15 protein-coding genes are annotated in these 18,325 nt (G+C 67.4%); 3 read left to right on the top strand and 12 right to left on the bottom strand.

Features of this window, described 5'->3' with window-relative positions; all coding sequences use genetic code 11:
- The first annotated feature begins 128 nt into the window (after positions 1-128).
- The 3 genes from DDT93_RS11070 to DDT93_RS11060 all read left to right on the top strand — a co-directional run bounded on the left by DDT93_RS11070 (position 129) and on the right by DDT93_RS11060 (position 4,356).
- Entirely contained in the window at positions 129-2,618 is a 2,490-nt protein-coding gene (locus DDT93_RS11070; protein WP_109465912.1) for a GcvT family protein, read from the top strand.
- A gap of 256 nt (positions 2,619-2,874) precedes the next feature.
- Positions 2,875-3,513 carry a VPLPA-CTERM sorting domain-containing protein gene (locus DDT93_RS11065; protein ID WP_109465911.1) on the top strand — a complete coding sequence of 213 codons (639 nt, stop codon included), beginning with the start codon at positions 2,875-2,877 and terminating at the stop codon, positions 3,511-3,513.
- A gap of 204 nt (positions 3,514-3,717) precedes the next feature.
- Positions 3,718-4,356: a Hint domain-containing protein gene (locus tag DDT93_RS11060; protein ID WP_157960147.1), complete on the top strand. Its 639-nt coding sequence runs from the start codon at positions 3,718-3,720 to the stop codon at positions 4,354-4,356.
- A gap of 7 nt (positions 4,357-4,363) precedes the next feature.
- Here the strand turns inward: DDT93_RS11060 and DDT93_RS11055 are convergent, their stop codons facing one another.
- From DDT93_RS11055 to xdhA, 12 genes are all read right to left on the bottom strand, one after another.
- Positions 4,364-5,017: a DUF938 domain-containing protein gene (locus DDT93_RS11055; protein ID WP_109465909.1), complete on the bottom strand. Its 654-nt coding sequence runs from the start codon at positions 5,015-5,017 to the stop codon at positions 4,364-4,366.
- Positions 5,017-6,087 carry an NAD(P)/FAD-dependent oxidoreductase gene (locus tag DDT93_RS11050; protein ID WP_109465908.1) on the bottom strand — a complete coding sequence of 357 codons (1,071 nt, stop codon included), beginning with the start codon at positions 6,085-6,087 and terminating at the stop codon, positions 5,017-5,019. The genes DDT93_RS11055 and DDT93_RS11050 overlap by 1 nt, the downstream gene beginning before the upstream one ends.
- Entirely contained in the window at positions 6,084-7,019 is a 936-nt protein-coding gene (locus DDT93_RS11045) for an aldo/keto reductase (RefSeq protein WP_109465907.1), read from the bottom strand. The genes DDT93_RS11050 and DDT93_RS11045 overlap by 4 nt, the downstream gene beginning before the upstream one ends.
- Positions 7,020-7,069: 50 nt before the next feature.
- A complete protein-coding gene (locus tag DDT93_RS11040) occupies positions 7,070-7,549 on the bottom strand; it encodes a RidA family protein (protein ID WP_198654824.1) in 480 nt (159 codons plus the stop codon).
- Positions 7,550-7,676: 127 nt separating this feature from the next.
- The gene (locus tag DDT93_RS11035; RefSeq protein WP_109465905.1) at positions 7,677-8,459 is read right to left on the bottom strand and encodes a class I SAM-dependent methyltransferase; all 783 of its coding nucleotides are present in this window, start codon (positions 8,457-8,459) and stop codon (positions 7,677-7,679) included.
- A gap of 146 nt (positions 8,460-8,605) precedes the next feature.
- Positions 8,606-9,676 carry a BMP family ABC transporter substrate-binding protein gene (locus DDT93_RS11030; RefSeq protein WP_109465904.1) on the bottom strand — a complete coding sequence of 357 codons (1,071 nt, stop codon included), beginning with the start codon at positions 9,674-9,676 and terminating at the stop codon, positions 8,606-8,608.
- A gap of 55 nt (positions 9,677-9,731) precedes the next feature.
- Positions 9,732-10,652, bottom strand: a complete 921-nt coding sequence (locus DDT93_RS11025; protein ID WP_109465903.1) for an ABC transporter permease — start codon at positions 10,650-10,652, stop codon at positions 9,732-9,734.
- Between the two features lie 3 nt (positions 10,653-10,655).
- Positions 10,656-11,735 carry an ABC transporter permease gene (locus DDT93_RS11020; protein WP_109465902.1) on the bottom strand — a complete coding sequence of 360 codons (1,080 nt, stop codon included), beginning with the start codon at positions 11,733-11,735 and terminating at the stop codon, positions 10,656-10,658.
- 79 nt (positions 11,736-11,814) lie between these two features.
- Positions 11,815-13,335 (bottom strand): ABC transporter ATP-binding protein, encoded by a 1,521-nt coding sequence (locus DDT93_RS11015; protein WP_109465901.1) that lies wholly within the window; start codon positions 13,333-13,335, stop codon positions 11,815-11,817.
- The gene (gene xdhC / locus DDT93_RS11010; protein ID WP_109465900.1) at positions 13,332-14,258 is read right to left on the bottom strand and encodes a xanthine dehydrogenase accessory protein XdhC; all 927 of its coding nucleotides are present in this window, start codon (positions 14,256-14,258) and stop codon (positions 13,332-13,334) included. Before xdhC ends, DDT93_RS11015 begins: the two co-directional genes overlap by 4 nt.
- Complete coding sequence (gene xdhB, locus DDT93_RS11005; protein WP_109465899.1) at positions 14,248-16,671, bottom strand: xanthine dehydrogenase molybdopterin binding subunit; 2,424 nt, start codon at positions 16,669-16,671, stop codon at positions 14,248-14,250. Before xdhB ends, xdhC begins: the two co-directional genes overlap by 11 nt.
- A complete protein-coding gene (gene xdhA, locus DDT93_RS11000; RefSeq protein WP_109465898.1) occupies positions 16,668-18,044 on the bottom strand; it encodes a xanthine dehydrogenase small subunit in 1,377 nt (458 codons plus the stop codon). Before xdhA ends, xdhB begins: the two co-directional genes overlap by 4 nt.
- Positions 18,045-18,325 lie beyond the last annotated feature (281 nt).

Genomic DNA, 18,325 nt, shown 5'->3' with positions numbered 1-18,325 from the left:
CCCGGTGCAAGTCGCACCCTGACTGCGCCCGCGTCGGTTTCGGGCTGTCACATGTCGGGCCTGCCGCACATATTTTGCTGGTTCCGCTAAAACCGACTCCAGAATCGCATATCCCCGGAGTCGCGCCCATGAAGACCCACGTCAAAGCTCTCGTCGTCGGCGGTGGTGCCGTCGGTACCTCGATCGCCTATCACCTTGCCCGCGCCGGCTGGGAAGATGTCATGCTGCTGGAGCGCGACGAACTGACCTCGGGCTCGACATGGCACGCCGCCGGTCTGCTGCCGCTCTTCAACATGAGCTACGCGACGACCCACATCCACAAGTACTCGGTCGACTTCTACAAGACGCTGGAAGAGGAAACCGGGCTGAACGCGGGCTTCTCGGTCGTCGGCAACCTGCGGATGGCGCAGACCCAGGCGCGGATGGACGAGTACATGCTCTATGCCTCCACCGCGGAGACCTGCGGCGTGCCCTACGAGTGGCTGTCGCCGAACGACATCAAGGACCGCTGGCCTCTGGTGCGCACTGATGACCTGAAGGGCGCGATCTATCACCCGACCGACGGCTACATCAACCCGGCCGACGTGACGATGGCGATGGCCAAGGGCGCCCGCCAGCGCGGCGTCCTGATCGAGCGCAAGTGGCAGGTCGACGGATATGAGTGGACCGGGTCCGAGTGGAAGGTGACCGTGACCAAGATGGTCGAGAAGGGCGGGAACCTCGTCCCCTCCGAGGAACAACAGGTGATCACCGCCGAGCATGTCGTGACCGCCACCGGCAACCATGCGCAGCGCACCGCCAAGCTTCTGGGCATCAAGATCCCGGCGATCCCGGTGGAGCACCAGTACATCGTGACCGAGCCGGACCCGGCGCTGGTCGAGTACCGCAAGACCCATGGCGAACACCCGGTGCTGCGCGATGCCGACGCCAAGTGGTACGTTCGTGAAGAGCGCGGCGGCTGGATCCTCGGCCCCTACGAACAGGGCGCCCCGGCGCGCTTCAAGTACGACGTGCCGGAGAGCTTCCGGGCCGACCTCTTCCCGCTCGACCTCGAACGGATCGAGGAAGAGTACATGAGCATGATCCATCGGATCCCGACCTCCGAGACCGTGGGCCTGAAGGACGATTTCAACGGCCCGATCTGCTATACCCCCGATGGCAACCCGCTGGTCGGCCCGGCCCCGGGCCTGCGCAACATGTGGCTGGCCGAGGGCTTCTCCTTCGGGATCACCGCGGCAGGCGGCACCGGCTATTACCTTGCCCAGCAGATGGTCGAGGGCGAGGCAGAGATCGACATGGCGTCGCTCGATCCCAAGCGCTACGGCTCGTGGATGACCACCGAGTACGCGGTGCAGAAGAACGAGGAGTGCTACGCGCACGTCTTCGTCCTCCACCACCCGGACGAGGAGCGCGAGGCGGCTCGCCCGCTGCGCACCGCGCCGGTCTATGACCGCCAGAAGGCACTGGGCGCGCAGTTCGGACAGGTGAACGGCTGGGAGCGTCCGAACTACTACGCGCCGGTCGGTTTCGACGATCACGCCGCGCGCAGCTTCCGCCGTGGCGGCTGGTGGCAGTACGCGGTGGAAGAGGCCAAGGCGATCCGAGAGGGTGCGGGCCTGATCGACGCCACCGCCTTTACCAAGCACGTGGTCAAGGGCCCCGGCGCGACCCAGTTCCTCGACTGGTTCACCTGCAACAAGCTGCCCAAGGTTGGCCGCATCAACCTGACCTATGCGCTGACCGATGCGGGCACCACCCGCACCGAGTACACCATCGTCCGTCTGGGCGAGAACGAGTATTACCTCGTCTCCGCCGGAGCATGGACGGCCTATGACGCCGACTACCTGAAGAAGGCGGCCGAGGATAAGGCGGGTGAGTTCGGCTATATCGAGATCCAGGACGTGACCACCCAATGGGGCGTCTTCGCCATCGCTGGGCCCAAGTCGCGCGACGTGCTGAACGAGATCGTCAAGGACGCCTCGCCCGAAACGGTGCTGTCCAACAAGCGCTTCCCGTGGCTGTCGATGCGCGAGATCGAGCTGGGCATGTGCCCGGTCCGCGCCATCCGCGTGGCCTATACCGGCGAGCTGGGCTGGGAACTGCACCACCCGATCGAGATGCAGACCTACCTGTGGGACCAGCTGATGGCGGCGGGCGAGAAGTATGGGCTGAAGCTGGTCGGCGCACGGGCGCAGAACTGGCTGCGGCAGGAGAAATCCTATCGCGCCTTCGGCACCGAACTGGGCCGCGACGCGACTCCGCTGGAAGCCGACCTGCCCCGCTTTGTCGACCTCGGCAAGGAGTTCCGGGGCAAGGCCGCGATGGAGGCCAAGGGCATCCGTTCGAAGTGCGTCACGCTGCTGATCGACGGACCTGAGGATGCCGATCCGTGGGGCCGCGAGGCGCTCTATGATTGCGATACCAAGGTCGGGCGCCTGACCTCGGGCGGCTATTCGGTCGCCTTCGGCAAGTCCATCGGCATGGGCTATGTTTCGCCCGAACTGGCGGTGGTCGGTACCAAGCTGAAGGTGCGGATGCTGAACCAGCTGTGGGACGCGGAGATCGTCGAGGACAGCCCCTACGATCCGAAGAACGAGGTCATCCGCAAGGACGGCTGACGGTTCAGGACCACTGGACACAGGACCGCCGGTGCCGGGTTCCCGCGCCGGCGGTTCGCGTGTCCGGCGCTATCGAATCGAGGTGGCGGAGGAGGCTTCGGGGCGTGGTTTTACGCCCGGATGTTTCCGTTCCAGCAACGGCGAGTGGCACTGTGACGGATCGTTCCCGTGACGTGGGGTACCGAACGGGATCTTGTTGAGTGGCGTCGGGCGCGGGCGTATAGGGCAGCTCTCCTCACTTCTTCTGGTGACCCCGATGTACCCCCTGTTTTCACGTGCCTTCGCCGCCGCTTTCGCGGGGCTTGTTACCCTCGTTTCGCCCGCCGTGGCGAGCACCCTGTCCGAAGCCGACGTTGCCGGTGGCGACTACTCCGGAGACTGGCAGAACTTCACCACCGTCGCCTCGGACGTGACCTCGGTCTCGGGCACTTGGTACGGCGGCAACGACTATGACCTGCTGGCCCTGACCGGTCTGTCGGCGGGCGACTCGCTCACGCTGACCTTCTCGACCATCGGCACGCAGGGCTACAGCTATTCCGCTGGCGGCAACGTGCTCTACAAGACCTCGGCGCTGCAGAACAGCGCCTGGGAAGGCACGACGCTCGGCACGGTCTCGTTCAGCTACTACAACCAGTCGCAGGACCAGAGCCTGTCGCTGACCCTGGGCGATGATTTCACCGGGACGCTCTATCTCCAGCTCTACGGCACCTATGGGACGCTGGCCTACAACCTGTCGATCTTCAGCGCCAACACCGGGTCGTCCACGGACACCCCGCAGGTGACCGTCCCCGAGACGACGCCGGTTCCGCTGCCCGCGGCCGGCGTGCTGATGATGGCCGGTCTCGGTGCGTTCGGGGCGCTGCGCGGCCTGCGCAAACGCGCGCTCAGGGCCTGACCTCCGGCGCCGGTGCGCGAGCCGTACCGGCGCGGTTCTCCTGCCTCGGGGACCTTGCCAAAACGTTACGCGGGCCGGTCAAAATCCGGTCACTTGGTTTCGACCTCTGCCTTTTTGGCCACAAAACGGCACCAATCCTCCGCATTTCCGCCTCAGTAAGTCATAGACTTGCTGAAACGACCACTCGAGCGGGAAAGCATAACATTGAGTTTCCAAGGAAAAATCGAGATCGCAGAGCTCCTGCCGCGACGCTTTGCCGGGGGAATCGCCGAAGGGGCTCAACTGCGGACCCCCTGTGGCCTGCGACGGATCGAGGTGGTGCGCCCGGGTGACCTGATCGTCACGCGCCGGGGGCTGCAGCCGGTCCAGATGGTCTGGAAGCGCCGCATTACCCGCGAACAGATCGAGACGTTTCCAACGCTTGCCCCCATCCGGCTGAAGCCGCGTGCCATCGGTCCGATGATGCCCCAGCGCGACCTGCTGGTGGCACCGGATCATCGCCTCCTGATCCCGGGGTTCCGACTGGCCGGGGTCGAGGATTCGCACCTTGTTCTGACCGAGGCCCGCAAGCTGGCGGGCAGCAGCGACGCGATCTATGCCGATACCACGGTCGAGAGCGTGACCTACTTCCAGCTGGTCTTTGAAACCCATCAGGTGCTGACGGCGAACGGCCTGCCGGTTGAAAGCTTCCTGCCCGATGCCGCCGCCATCGAGGCGCTGGGCGGCGAGCAGCGCGAGGCCCTTGAAGAGCGTTTTCCGGGTCTGGTGGCGCGGGGCGAGGGGCAACAGCCCGCGGCCTTCCCCATCGCCTCCGAGGTCGACTACCTGCCGTTCTACAACTAGGGGCGCGTCAGTCCCGGCGCGCCGCCAGCACGAGGTTGTTGGCGGGCATCTCGACGGTTTCGGCCCATGTCAGGCCGGCCGCCTCCATCATCCCGATCACCTCGCCATCGTCCTTATATCCCGCCTGCGCGTCCTTTGCCCGGATGCTGGCATCGAAGGCCTTGTCGCCCTCGCTGGTCAGCGCGCCTGACCGGCTGAATGGGCCGTAGACGAGGAAGATACCGCCGGGGGCGAGCGCCAGCGCGGCTTCATTGATCAATGTCTGCGCCTCTTCGCGGCTGACAAGGTGCAGGAGGTTGGCCAGCAGGATCAGGTCCTGTGGCGCGACCTCTGTGCTCCAGCCCGGAGCGGTCGCATCCAGTGCGCGGGCAGGGGCGATGTTCGCCAGTCCTGCCTCGGCCGCCCGCGCGTCGATGCTGGTGCGGCGCACGGGGTCGATCTCGGTTGGCTGCCATCTCAGGTCCGGCAGGGCGACGGCATAGCTGCACACGTGCTGTCCAGTGCCGCTGGCGATCTCCAACGCCGAGCCCGAGGCCGGGGCCAGCCGCGCCACCACCTCGGTCAGGGCCGCGACGTTGCGCGCGGCGGCAGGCGCGAAGAGCTTGCCGCTCTCGTCGGGCTGGGCGTAGCCCTCGACCGAAGGGATCAGGCGCTTGGGCATCAGCGCAGCCTGTCCGGCCGGAGCGCGGCGACGATGTCATCGGCCAGTGCCGGAGGCTGTCCAAGGGTCAGGTCCGCCACCAGTTGCGAGGCGGCAGGTGCGGTCTGGAAACCGTATCCACCCTGTCCGGCGCTCCAGACAAAGGCCGGGTCCACCGGGTCGGGCCCCAGCACCAGCTGGCGATCCGGGGCAAAACTGCGCAGCCCCGCCCACGAGGTCTCGAGCCGGGTCACCGGTTCGGTCATCATTTCCTCGTAGCGCGCCAGCCCCTCGGCCAGCACCATGTCGTCGGCCCATGCGTCGTGGGGTTCCATGGCGTCTTCCTCGGCGGGCGAGACCAGCAGCTTGCCGGCGTCCGGCTTGCAGTACCAGGTTTCGCCGACGCTGAAGATCATCGGCCAGCCGGTCATGTCATGGCCGCCCGGCGCGGGAATGCGGGCCATCGACCGGCGGTGCGGAACGATGCCGATCTTCGGCATGCCCGCCATCTCGGCGATGGTATCGGCCCAGGGACCGGCGGCGTTGACCAGCCGGCGCGCGGCGTAGGTGGTGCCATTGGCCGTGACCTCCCAGCCGTCCGGGGTCCGGGCGATGGCTTCGACCGGCGTCTTCGGCAGCACCTGCCCGCCGTGCGAGCGGATGTCGCGGGCGAAATCCTGCAGCATGCGGTCGGTGTCGAGGTCCATCGCATCCTCGTGCCATGCGGCATAGGCGACGGTCTCGGGGTTCAGGATCGGGACCATCGCGATGGCCTCGTCCACGCTGATGACGTTCAGCCCGGCGTCCGCGACCTCCTGCCGGAACCCGGCCTCGTCCCCGGCCTTGCCGACCACCATCAGCCCGCGTGGGGAGAGATAGCCGCCCTCTTGGTGAAAGGTGCGGCTGGCCAGATTCAGGGCGATGGTCGAGGCCTTGCCGTACTGCGCCTCGTACAGTGCGGCGGAGCGTCCGGAGGCGTGGTAGCCGAGCCCGTCTTCCTTTTCGAGCAGCACCACTTCGCCATGCGGAGCCAGCCGTGCCCCGGCACTGAGGCCCGCGATGCCACCGCCGATCACGAGGAAGTCGATCATGCCTGTTCCTCCAGCCGGTCGGTCGCGGGCGGCGGGGTCGGGCTCAGCGCGGCGATGCGCGCGTAGAGCTCGGGCGTCATGGCGAAGTCGAGCGCGGCGAGGGACGGAGCCAGCTGTTCGGCGTTGCGGGCCGAGACGATGGGCATGGGATGGCTCGGGTGCGCGGCGACCCATGCAACGGCGAGTGTCGCCGGATCGGTGCCAAGCTCGGCGGCGAGCGCGGCGAGGTCGGCTCCGGTCTGCGCCATCCAGTCCTTGCCATAGCGCGCGCCATAGCGGTCGTCCTCGGTCAGGCGCCCGCTGCCGCCGCTGGCGTATTTCCCGGTCAGCAGCCCGCCACCCAGCGGCGAGTAAGGGGCAACCGCAACGTCCTGATCGGCGCACATCGGCAGGATCTCGACCTCGGCCTGACGCTTGGCGAGGTTATACATGGGTTGCAGCACGTCGACGCTCAGGTCGAATTCGGCGGCGGCGCGGATGGCCTTCATCACCTGCCACGCGGCAAAGTTCGAAACGCCCACATAGCGGATCAGCCCGGCCTGTTTCAGGCTGGCAAAACACTCCATCGACTCGCGCAGGTCGGTCTCGGGATCGAAGCGGTGCAGGTAGAACAGGTCGACCGTGTCGAACCCGAGCCGCTGGCGCGAGACGTCGAGCGTGTCGCGCATGTTCGCGGCCGAGGCGCCGCCGACGTAACCGGCCTTGGTCGCGATCAGCAGGCTGTCACGTTCACCCGCCGCCATCCCGCCCAGCAGGGTTTCCGAGGCGCCATCGGTGTAGACGTAGGCAGTGTCGAAGTGGTTGATCCCGGCCGCCCGGCAGGCGTCGTACATCGCCCGGCTGTCGGTTTCGTCGGCGCGGCCGCCGAATTGCATGGTGCCGAAGGCAAAGCGCGAGACGGGCGTGCCGTCAGGAGTGGTAAGCTGTGTCATGGCGCGACACTGGCACAGGCTGGCGTCGCGTCAATGGGCAAAGCCGTGTCTCAGGCGATCTCGACCTCGGACCAGGTCTCGAAACACATCTTGTCGCAGAGGGACTGGACGCCGATGGTCGCGCGCCCGCCGATCCCCGCCGGGTCGCCGAAGACGTCGAACAGCACGTCGCTGCAGCCGCTGGAGACGAGGTGGACATCGTTGAAGTCGGGCTCGCATGCAACGAAGCAGAGGCAACGGATCAGCCCCTTGACCCGGCCAAGGTCGCCGAGGGCGTGTTTCATCCCCGCGATCATGTTGATGCCGGTCAGCCGTGCGGCCTCGTAGCCCTGCTCGGGGGTGATCTCGCCGCCGACGCGGCCGGGGTGCAGCACCTGTCCGTTCTGCACCGGCGTATGGCCGGAAAGGTAGAGGACATTGCCCACGATGTGGTGGGTCTTCATCTTGCCGTAGGTGGTGCCGTAGTAATTGCCGTCCGAGAAGTCGGGCAGGGTGATGCCGAGCTCGGCCAGGCGGTCTTCGATGGTCACGGGGGTGTCTCCTGTTGTCGTCCGTCGCACTATGGAAGGGGACGGTCGGGCCGCAAACAGGAACCTGCGCGGGGCCGCGATCATTTCGCGGGGCTTGGGGCGATACTGCCTCGACGCGTGGCAGCGCCTAGCGCGTTCCGCGAACGGCCCAGCAGCGGGCGGCCATCAGGATGCGTCCGGCGGGATCGGTCGGCACGGCTTTCGCCAGCCGCTCCATCAGACTGTTACGCTGCGGTTCGTCCAGCGACATGCAATACCCCGGAGCCGGCCCGACGCCGGTAAGGAACGGAGCCCAGTAGTCGTCGAAATCCGGAAAGGGTGTGACGATGTCGATGGCGGTGACCTCGACATCCTTCAGTCCGGCGGAGGCGAAGAGGTTCTGTAGCGCCTCGGGGTTGCAGATGGGAAAGCGGACGCCCTCATCTTGCGCCTTAGCCGCAGGGTCCAGCGCGACGGCGGCATCCCAGAAGTAGCGCATGAACTGGGTGTGACCGGCGTAATCCCATACATAGGCCGCGACCGTTCCGCCGGGCGCGACGCAGCGCGCCATCTCGGCCAGGGCGCGGCCCTTGTCAGGAATGAAATTCAGCACGAGGCCGGATACGAGGCAGTCTACGCTGCCGTCCTCCACCGGGATATCCTCGCCACCGCCCTGCCGGAAATCTGCACGCGCGCCGACCCTCTTGCGCGCCGCCGACAGAAAGCCCTCGGATGGTTCGACGCCCGTGACCGCAAGCGGCTGGCAGGCTTCAAGGATCTGGTTCGTCAGCGCGCCGGTTCCGCAGCCGAGGTCAAGCCATCTGAGCCCTGCCGGGGCGTTCAGCCAGTCGAGGAAACCGGCTCCCACTTTCCGGCTCCAGCGGCCAACGTAGAACTCGTAGGCGTCTCCGTCGTTCCATTTGTCCTGCATGGCGGCACCCGGGCGGCTGTGACCTTGGGGCAGCCTAGCACGATCAGCCCAAGACGTCAGTTACTTGCGTGACTCCCGAGGATCGGATGGGGCACAAAAAAAGCCCCGCAGACGCGGGGCTTTCTCGTAACCTTCGAAAGGTCGGCTTACTGCGGGATATCGCCCTTCACGCCTTCGACGTAGAAGTTCATCCCGGCCAGGGTGCCGTCGTCCGCCACTTCGCCTTCGGCCAGCCATGTCGAGCCGTCCTGCTTGTTCAGCGGGCCGGTGAAGGGGTGGTACTCGCCGGATTCGATGGAGGCCTTGAGCGCCTCGGCTTCGGCCTTGATCTCGGCCGGAACCTCGCTGGAGATCTCGCCGATGCCGACCATGCCTGCGGCGATGCCGTCCCAGGTGTTGTCGCTGGCCCAGGTGCCGTCAATCACGGCCTGGGTGCGGGCGATGTAGTAGGGCGCCCATTCGTCGATGATCGAGGAGAGCCGCGGCTTGGGGCCGAACTCGGCCATGTCGGCCGCCTGGCCAAAGCCGTAACCGCCCGACTTCTCGAGCACGGCCAGCGGCGCGGTCGAGTCGGTGTGGGCCAGAACCACGTCGACGCCCTGATCGATCAGCGCCTGGGTGGCGTCGGCCTCTTTCGCCGGGTCGAACCAGGTGTTCACCCAGACCACCGACAGTTCCACATCCGGGTTGGCCTTCTTGGCGTGGATGAAGGTCGAGTTGATGCCACGGATGACCTCGGGGATCGGGAAGGAGCCGATGTAGCCGATCTTGTTGGTCTTGGTCATCTTGCCGGCGAGGAAGCCGGTCACGGCGCGGCCCTCGTAGAAGCGGGCCGAGTAGACGCCGACGTTATCGGCGGTCTTGTAGCCGGTGGCGTGCTCGAACTTCACCTTGGGGAACTTCTTGGCGACGTTGATGGTCGGGTCCATGAAGCCGAAGGAGGTGGTGAAGATCAGGTCGGCACCCTTCAGCGCCATGTCGGTGATCGCGCGCTCGGCGTCGGCACCTTCCGGAACGTTCTCGCGCTCGACGACTTCGACCGCGTCGCCGAAGTGTTCCTTCATGGCCATCGCGGCCTCGTGGTGGTGCTGGCTCCAGCCGCCGTCGTTCACGGGACCGACGTAGATGAAGCCGATCTTCGGCTTGTCCTGGGCCATGCCGGCAGTGGCGAGGCCGAGGCCGATCGCAACGCCTGCAAGCAGTTTGGTGAGTTTCATACCGGGTCCCCCTGGTCTTTGTGTTGGCCCCCTGCGGGGCATGGTTGTGGTCGCCTCACTGGGAGGCATGGAAAATGCGGCCAAGAGAGGCAGGCGCCTTGTTCTTGTCCGCGGAAAGGATCACGAGCACGACGATCGTGATGATGTAGGGCGACATTGCCAGATACTCGACGGGAATGGCAACGCCTGCTGCCTGCAGGTTCAGCTGGAGCACGGTGATGCCGCCGAAAAGATAGGCACCGAGCAGAACCCGCCAGGGCCGCCAGCTTGCGAAGACAACCAGCGCGAGAGCGATCCAGCCCACGCCCGCCGTCATCCCGTCGGTCCACTGGGGCACACGCACAAGGCTGATGTAGGCGCCGCCAAGACCAGCACAGGCGCCGCCGAAGAGGATGGCGAGGATACGAATGCGCACCACCTTGTAGCCGAGCGCATGGGCGGCGTCGTGGCTCTCGCCCACGGCGCGCAGGACGAGCCCGGCGCGGGTGAACTTCAGCAGCGCCCAGACCGCCGCCACCAGTGCGATGCCGAGGTAGACCACGAGATCCTGGCTGAACAGGATCGGTCCGATCACCGGCAGGTCGCTGAGCGGCCCGAGGTCGAGCTTGCCGATGGGCGGCGGTTTCACCCCGCCATAGCTCTGCCCGATGAGTGCCGAGAGACCGAGGCCGAAGAGGGTGAGGGCGAGGCCGCTGGCCACATGGTTGGCGAGGGCAAACTGGGTCAGCAGAACGAAGAGCATGGAGAGCGCCGCGCCACCTGCTGCTGCGGCGACAAAGCCGACAAAGGGCGACCCGGTCTCGACCGCGGCGGCAAAGCCCGCGATGGCACCGGTGATCATCATGCCCTCGACCCCGAGGTTCAGAACGCCCGCCTTTTCCACCACCAGTTCACCGATGGCGGCCAGCAGGATCGGGGTTGCCGCGACCATGAGCGAGGCGATGAGCAGGACGGGGTTGATTGAAGATATGTCCATGGCTCAGGCCACCTCTCGCGTTTTCAGCCGCAGCCGGTAGTTGGTCAGCAGGTCCAGTGCCAGCAGGAAGAACAGCAGCATGCCCTGGAACACCTGGATCGCGGCGGCGGGCAGGGCCATCTGGCTCTGTGCGGCCTCGCCCCCGATATAGGTCAGCGCCATCAGCCCGCCTGCCAAAAGGATGCCGACCGGATGCAGCCGCCCGAGGAAGGCGACGATGATCGCGGTGAAGCCATAGCCGGTGTTGAAGTCGATGGTGATCTGACCGGCGGGGCCTGCCACTTCGAACAGCCCCGCAAGCCCGGCCAGCGCACCCGAGACGCCGAGGCAGAACAGGATCAGTCGCCCCGGATGCACCCCGGCAAAGCGCGCCGCGCGCGGGGCGTCGCCGGTCAGGCGGATGTGGAACCCGGCCATGTGCCGGTTCAGCAGCACATAGGCGAAGATCACCGCGATGAAGGCCGCGACCACGCCCCAGTGCATCCCGAGGTCCTGCGAGATCCAGCTGGAGGCCGAAGGGTAGTCGTTCAGGTTGCGGCTGCCGGGAAAGCCGAAGCCCTCGGGGTTCTTCAGCAGGCCCAGCGACATCGAGGCCAGCAGCTGCTCGGCCACGTAGACCAGCATCAGCGAAACGAGGATCTCGTTGGTGCCGAACCTGACCTTCAGGATCCCCGGGATCATCGCCCAGGCCCAGCCGCCAAGCGCGCCGCCCAGCACCATCAGGGGAAAGACATACCAGGCGTCCAGCGGATAGAAGGCGAGGCCCACAGCGGCGCCGCAGATCGCGCCCATGATGTACTGGCCCTCGGCGCCGATGTTCCAGATGCCGGCCTTGAACCCCAGCGAGAGGCCGATGGCGATGAGCACCAGCGGCGCTCCCTTCACCAGCAATTGCGGGCGGTAGTAGAAGGCGAACTCGCCGAACAGCGGATCCCAGAAGATGGTGCGGATCGCCTCCACCGGGTTCTTGCCCAGCAGGGCGAACAGCAGCCCTCCGAAGACCATGGTCGCCACCACCGCCAGCACCGGCGTGGCCAGCGACCAGGCCCGCGACGGCTGTGGCCGCTTCTCCAGCACGATCATTCCTTCATCCCCTGTCCCCTTCGGCGTCTGCGCGCCCTGTCATCTTTTCTTTCTAAATACTCCCGCCGGAGGCGGCAGCCTATCCAACCGCGGCCACTTCCATGCCGTGCGCCCCGCCCATCATCAGGCCAATCTCGTCGACCGTGAGGCCGGTGGTTGGGCGCGGCTCGCTCAGCCGCCCCTCGTTCAGCGCGGCAAAGCGGTCCGCGATCTCCATCAGTTCGTCGAGATCCTGGCTTATGCAGATCACCGCCGCACCGCTGGCGGCAAGGTCCAGCAGGGCCTGCCGGATCGCCGCCGCCGCCGAGGCATCGACGCCCCAGGTCGGCTGGTTCACCACCAGCACGTCCGGGCGCTGCAGCACCTCGCGCCCGATCACGAACTTCTGCAGGTTCCCGCCCGAGAGCGAGCGTGCCGCGTTGTCCGGGCCCGGCGTGCGCACGTCGAAGGCCTTGATGATCTTCTCGGCAAAGTCCTGCGCGGCCGCCCATTTCAGAAAGCCCCGGCGCTCCAGCCCTTCCCGCACCGAACCGGTCAGCATGGCGTTTTCGGTCAGGCTCATGTCCGGCGCCGCCGCGTGGCCCAGCCGTTCCTCGGGCGCGGTCAGCAGGCCGAGCCGCCGCCGCTCGGCCGGCCCGAGCCGCCCGATCCCGGCGCCCTTGAGTTCCACGGCACCCTCGTCGGTCGGGATCTCGCCCGACAGGACCGCCAGCAACTCGTCCTGCCCGTTGCCCGCGACGCCGCCGATGCCAAGCACTTCGCCCTGCTTCACCTCGAGGTGCACGTTCTTGAGCGAGGTGCCGAATTGCGAGGGCGAGGCGGCCGAGAGCCCGCGCAGCGCCAGCGCCACTGGCCCCAGTTCGCGCCCCGCGCGCGTCGGGGTCTGCAGCGTGGTGCCCACCATCAGTTCGGCCATCTCGCGCGCCGTGCTCTCGCGCGGCACGCATTCGCCCACCACCTTGCCCAGCCGCAGCACGGTGGCATGGTCACAGAGCGTCCGGATCTCCTCGAGCTTGTGCGAGATGTAGAGGATCGCGGTGCCCTCGGCTGAAAGCTTGGTCAGCGTCTTGAACAGGATCTCCACCTCCTGCGGCGTCAGCACCGAGGTCGGTTCGTCCATGATCAGCAGCTTGGGGTCCTGCAGCAGGCAGCGGATGATCTCGACCCGCTGCCGTTCGCCGGCCGAGAGGTCGCCCACGGTGCGGAACGGGTCCAGCGGCAGGCCGTAGGTTTCCGAGACCTCGCGGATGCGCCGGGCGAGGTCGCGCATCGGCGGCGGGTTCTCCATCCCCAGCGCGATGTTCTCGGCGACGTTCAGGGCGTCGAACAGCGAAAAATGCTGGAACACCATGGCGATCCCGTCGGCCCGCGCGGCGCGCGGTTCGGCCGGGGCATAGGGGGCGCCGCGCAGGGTCATGGCGCCGCTGTCGGGCTTGACCAGCCCGTAGATCATCTTGACCAGCGTCGACTTGCCCGCGCCGTTCTCGCCCAGCAGCGCGTGAACCTCGCCCGCGCCGATGTCGAAGGAGACGTCGGAGTTGGCGACAACGCCGGGATAGGCCTTGGTCAGGCCCCTGATGCTGAGGAGGGTCTCGCTCATGCGGTCTGGTCCTTTCGGGCGGGATGCGCTGCCCGCGGTCTCAGTAAGCGCGCGGCCACACCGAGGGCAATGGCCTGCGGGTGTTTCCCGAGCGCGGGGTCCCCGATCGGGCAGGTGATGCGCGCGATGCGTTCCACGGGATGACCGAGCGCGGCAAGTCGGCCGCGGAACCGGGCCCACTTGGTGGCCGAGCCGATCAGCCCGGCACTGGCGAACCCGTGGCCCAGCAGGCGATGGCAGAGCTCGAGGTCCAGCGCGTGCGAATAAGTCAGGATCAGGTGCTCGGCCTCGCGGGGGGCATGGGCCACCAGCGACGCCGGTTCGCGTGCGGGCACCACGGTGACACCTGCGGGAACCTCGGCGGGAAAGCGGTCCGGCGCGGTATCGATCCAGGTGATATCGAGATCGGGCAGGGGGGCCAGCACGCCGACCAGCGCCCGGCCCACATGGCCCGCGCCCCAGATCCAGATCCGTCGCGTTGCCCGGTGAACCGGTTCCACCAGCCAGCCATCGACCAGCTGCGCTGCCAACGGCGCGGCGCCGTTGCGTGCTCGCGCCAGCAGCCGGGCCACGGCCAGCGGCATCTCGCCCGGCCCGCGCGCCACCACCTCCGGGTCCAGTGCCCCGACGCGTGCTGCATCGTAGACTTCCGAGAGCAGGGTCACCGCCCCGCCGCAGCACTGGCCAAGCTCCGGCCCCAGCGCATGCTGGCTCAGCCGGTCCTGCGTGAGGGCTCTCGCCCGCGCCGCTGCCTCGTACTCCAGCGCGCCGCCGCCGATGGTGCCGGACTGCCCGTCCTCCCAGACCAGCATGGCGGCGCCGACCTCGCGCGGGCTCGACCCCTTCAGCGCGGCGATCACCACGCGGGTCACCCGCCCATGCGCCGCAATGGCAGTGCGCAGACCGTCGAGGTCAAACCCCATCGCGCGCCCTCCCGATGGCCCGCCAGACCTCCTCGGCGGTGGCCGGCGCGTTCAGCGCCGGGTAATGCGGCCCGCAGGCCGCCACCGCGTCCGACAGCGCGAGAAAGGCGGAAATCCCCAGCATGAAGGGCGGCTCGCCCACCGCCTTGGAGCGATAGATGGTCTCCTCCCGGTTGGCCCCGTCCCAGAGCGCCACGTTGAACACCTCGGGCCGGTCCGAACAGGCGGGGATCTTGTAGGTCGAGGGCGCGTGGGTCCTGAGCCGCCCCTTGCCGTCCCAGACCAGTTCCTCGGTGGTCAGCCAGCCCGCGCCCTGCACGTAGCCGCCCTCGACCTGCCCGATGTCCAGTGCCGGGTTCAGGCTCGCGCCCGCATCGTGCAGCACATCCGCCCGCAGGATTCGGTTCTCGCCCGTCAGCACATCCACCGCGACCTCGGTCACCGCCGCGCCATAGGCAAAGTAGAAGAACGGTCGCCCCTGCCCCTTGATCCGGTCCCAGGCCACCTTGGGCGTCTTGTAATAGCCGGTGGCCGAGAGGCTGACCCGACCCACGTAGGCCCGTTCCACCGCCTCGGCAAAGGCGTAGCTCTCGGAGCCGACATGGACGCGGCCACCCTCGAAGCGCACCTCGGCCGGTTCGGACTGGTGCTGCTCGGCGAGGAAGGCGGCGATGCGGTCGCGGATGGTGTCGCAGGCGGCCTTCACCGCCATGCCGTTCAGGTCGCTCCCCGACGAGGCCGCGGTGGCCGAGGTATTCGGCACCTTGCCGGTGTCGGTCGCGGTGATCTTCACCATTTCCAGCCCGATCCCGAACCGGGCCGCCGCCACCTGCGCGACCTTCTGGAACAGTCCCTGTCCCATCTCGGTGCCGCCATGGTTCAGATGGACCGAGCCGTCCTGGTAGACATGGACCAGCGCGCCCGCCTGGTTCAGGTGGGTGAGGGTGAAGGATATCCCGAACTTAACCGGCGAAAAGGCGATCCCCTTCTTCACCAGCCGGTGCGACGCGTTCCATTCGGCCACCGCCGCCCGCCGCGCGGCATAGTCGCTGGTCTCCAGCAGCCGGTCGGTCAGCCCGTGCAGGATGAAATCCTCGACCTCCATGCCATAGGGCGTGGTCTGCGCCCCCTTCGGCGCCGCCGGAACCCCCGGCTGCGACACCTCCGAGACGGACCCGCGCGAGGCATATTCCACGTGCTTCCTTGGGTCCAAAATATCCTCGGGGGGAGTCGGCGCAGCCGACCGGGGGGCAGACGGCCCCCCGTCCGCGGCCTCCGCATAGTAGTTCCGCCGCCGCAGCTCGACCGGGTCCATCCCCAGCACGTGCGCCGCGTGGTCCATCACCCGTTCGATCCCGATCATCCCCTGCGGCCCGCCGAAGCCGCGGTAGGCGGTGGCGGACTGCGTGTGGGTCTTCAGCCGGTGGCTCTCGATCCGGATGTTGTCCAGCAGGTAGGCGTTGTCGGCATGCAGCATCGCCCGGTCGGCGACCGGCAGCGACAGGTCCTGCGCCCAGCCGCAGCGGGCGTAGTGCACGAAGTCGACCGCCAGCACCCGCCCCTCCGCGTCGATCCCGGCGCGGTAGGTCACGCGGAAATCGTGCCGCTTGCCGGTGATGACCATGTCGTCATCGCGGTCGTAGCGCATCTTGCAGGGCTTGCCGGTGGCGCGCGCCGCCACGGCGCAGGCCACGGCGAGGTGGTTGCCTTGGCTCTCCTTGCCGCCGAAGCCGCCGCCCATGCGCCGCGTCTCGACCCGGACACCGTGCATCGGCACCCCGAGCGCCTCCGCCACCTTGTGCTGGATCTCGGTCGGGTGCTGGGTCGAGGACATGACGACCATGTCTCCACCCTCCTGCGGCAGCGCCAGCGCGGCCTGTCCCTCGAGGTAGAAATGCTCCTGCCCGCCGATCTCGAAGCTGCCCTCGATCACCTGCGGCGCCTTGGCCAGCGCCGCCGCTGCATCGCCCTTGGAGTAGACCCTCGGGCCCTCCTCGAACCGGCTGTTCGCGGCCATCGCCTGATCAACCGTCAGGATGGCCTCCAGTTCCTCGTAGTTGACCTGGCCCAGCTTGGCCGCCTTGCGGGCGGCGAGGTGGCTTGCCGCCACCACGGCAAAGACCGGCTGGCCGACGTAGAACACCTCTCCCTCCGCCAGCAGCGGCTCGTCGTGGTTGGACGGCGAGACATCGTTCTCGAAGGGCATGTCCTCGGCGGTCAGCACCGCGACCACGCCGGGCGCGGCGCGTACCGCGTCGAGGTCCATCGCGGTGATCCGGCCCCGGGCCACCGGGCTCATCCCGAAGGCAAGGTGCAGGCACCCCTTTGGCGTCGGGATATCGTCGATGTAGCGCGCGGCGCCTGTCACATGCAGGCGCGCGGCGTCGTGGGGCAGGGAACTCGCGACACTCATGCCCGCACCTCCAGCACCGAGGCGCCTTCGCCCATGTCCTCTGCAAGGTAGCGCGCCAGCATCGCCTTCGCGCTTGCCAGCCGATAGCCGGCCGAGGCGCGCATGTCACTCATCGGTGTGAAATCGTGGTCGAAGGCGGCCTGCGCGGCCGCTACCGTGGCCTCGGTCCAGGGCTGCCCGACCAGCGCGGCCTCGACCGCAGCCGCCCGTTTCGGCACGCCAGCCATCCCGCCGAAGGCAATTCGCGCGGCGCGCACGGTGCCGTCCTCGATCGTCACGTTGAAACAGCCGCAGACCGCCGAGATATCCTGATCGAACCGTTTCGACAGCTTGTAGCACTTCAGCCGGTCGGTCTGGCGCGGGATCGTCACCGCCTCGACAAACTCGCCGGGCGCGCGGTCCTGCTTGCCGTAGTCGAGGAAGTAGTCCTCGATCGGAAGATCGCGGCGGATCTCGCCCTTGCGCAGGTGCAGGGTGGCGCCAAGCGCGATCAGCGCGGGCGGGTTGTCCCCGATGGGCGAGCCATTGGCGATGTTCCCGCCGATGGTCGCCGCGTTCCTGACCTGTGTCGAGCCATAGCGGCGGATCATCTCGCCGTAGGAGGGGAACAGCGGAGCGAGGGTCGCCCGTACCGTGTTCATGTCGACCATGGCGCCGAAGCGGATCGACGCTTCCGTTACCTCGACCGCCTTCAGGTCGTCGCAGCGGCCGAGAAAGATCACCTCGTCGAGCTCGCGCAGCGCCTTGGTGACCCAGAGGCCGACATCGGTGGCACCGGCCACCAGCACGGCCTCCGGATGCGCGGCATAGATCGTGGCCAGCTCGTCGGTGCTCGCCGGCATCCACGGGCCCGATGCGGTCGGCGCGGGCGGGGTGGAGCCCGGCACCTCATCGGCCATCCATTCGGGCACCGGGGTGCCTTCGGCTGACCGGGCGGCCCGGATGATCGGCGCATAGCCGGTGCAGCGGCAGAGGTTGCCTGCCAGCTGGTCGTCGTGATCCGTGGCGCCGCGGGCATGGGCGGTGGCCATCGACATGATGAAGCCCGGGGTGCAGAAGCCGCACTGCGATCCGTGATGCTCGACCATTGCCTGCTGCACCGGGTGCAGCGTTCCGTCCGGCCCCGACACGCCTTCGACCGTGCGCACCGCGCGCCCGTGCAGTTGCGGCAGGAACAGGATGCAGGCGTTCAGGGCCCTCGGCCCGCTCTCGTCCGTCACCATGACGGTACATGCACCGCAATCGCCTTCGTTGCAGCCTTCCTTGGTGCCGGTCAACCCGCGCTCCTCGCGCAGCCAGTCCAGAAGCGTGGTCGTCGGCGCCACGCCATTCAGGACCACAGTCTCTCCGTTCAGAAGAAACGTGATGTCCATATGAGAAACCCGTCGCCTTACCCCTGTTGCGGCCGGATCGGTCCTCCCTCGATGCGACGTAGAGGGCAGGACCAGCCTTTTGACGTACCGGAGGTTAGAAAAGCGTGGGCCGCTCTGGCAAGGAAAAGCTGTGGCCCCCCCGGGTCACCGGCGGAATACCACGGCATACGTGGTTTTTCTGCCATCCGGGTTAAGGCGTTCCTTTTCAAGGTCTTGGCCTTTGTGCGTTGTCGCACTGACTTGAAGCAGCTTCGCATAAATACGAAGAATGATGCCTTATT

Origin of the sequence: Albibacillus kandeliae (genome assembly GCF_003116585.1) — a bacterium.
Classification (GTDB): domain Bacteria; phylum Pseudomonadota; class Alphaproteobacteria; order Rhodobacterales; family Rhodobacteraceae; genus Albibacillus; species Albibacillus kandeliae.
This window is presented reverse-complemented; position numbering and strand designations above follow the sequence as displayed.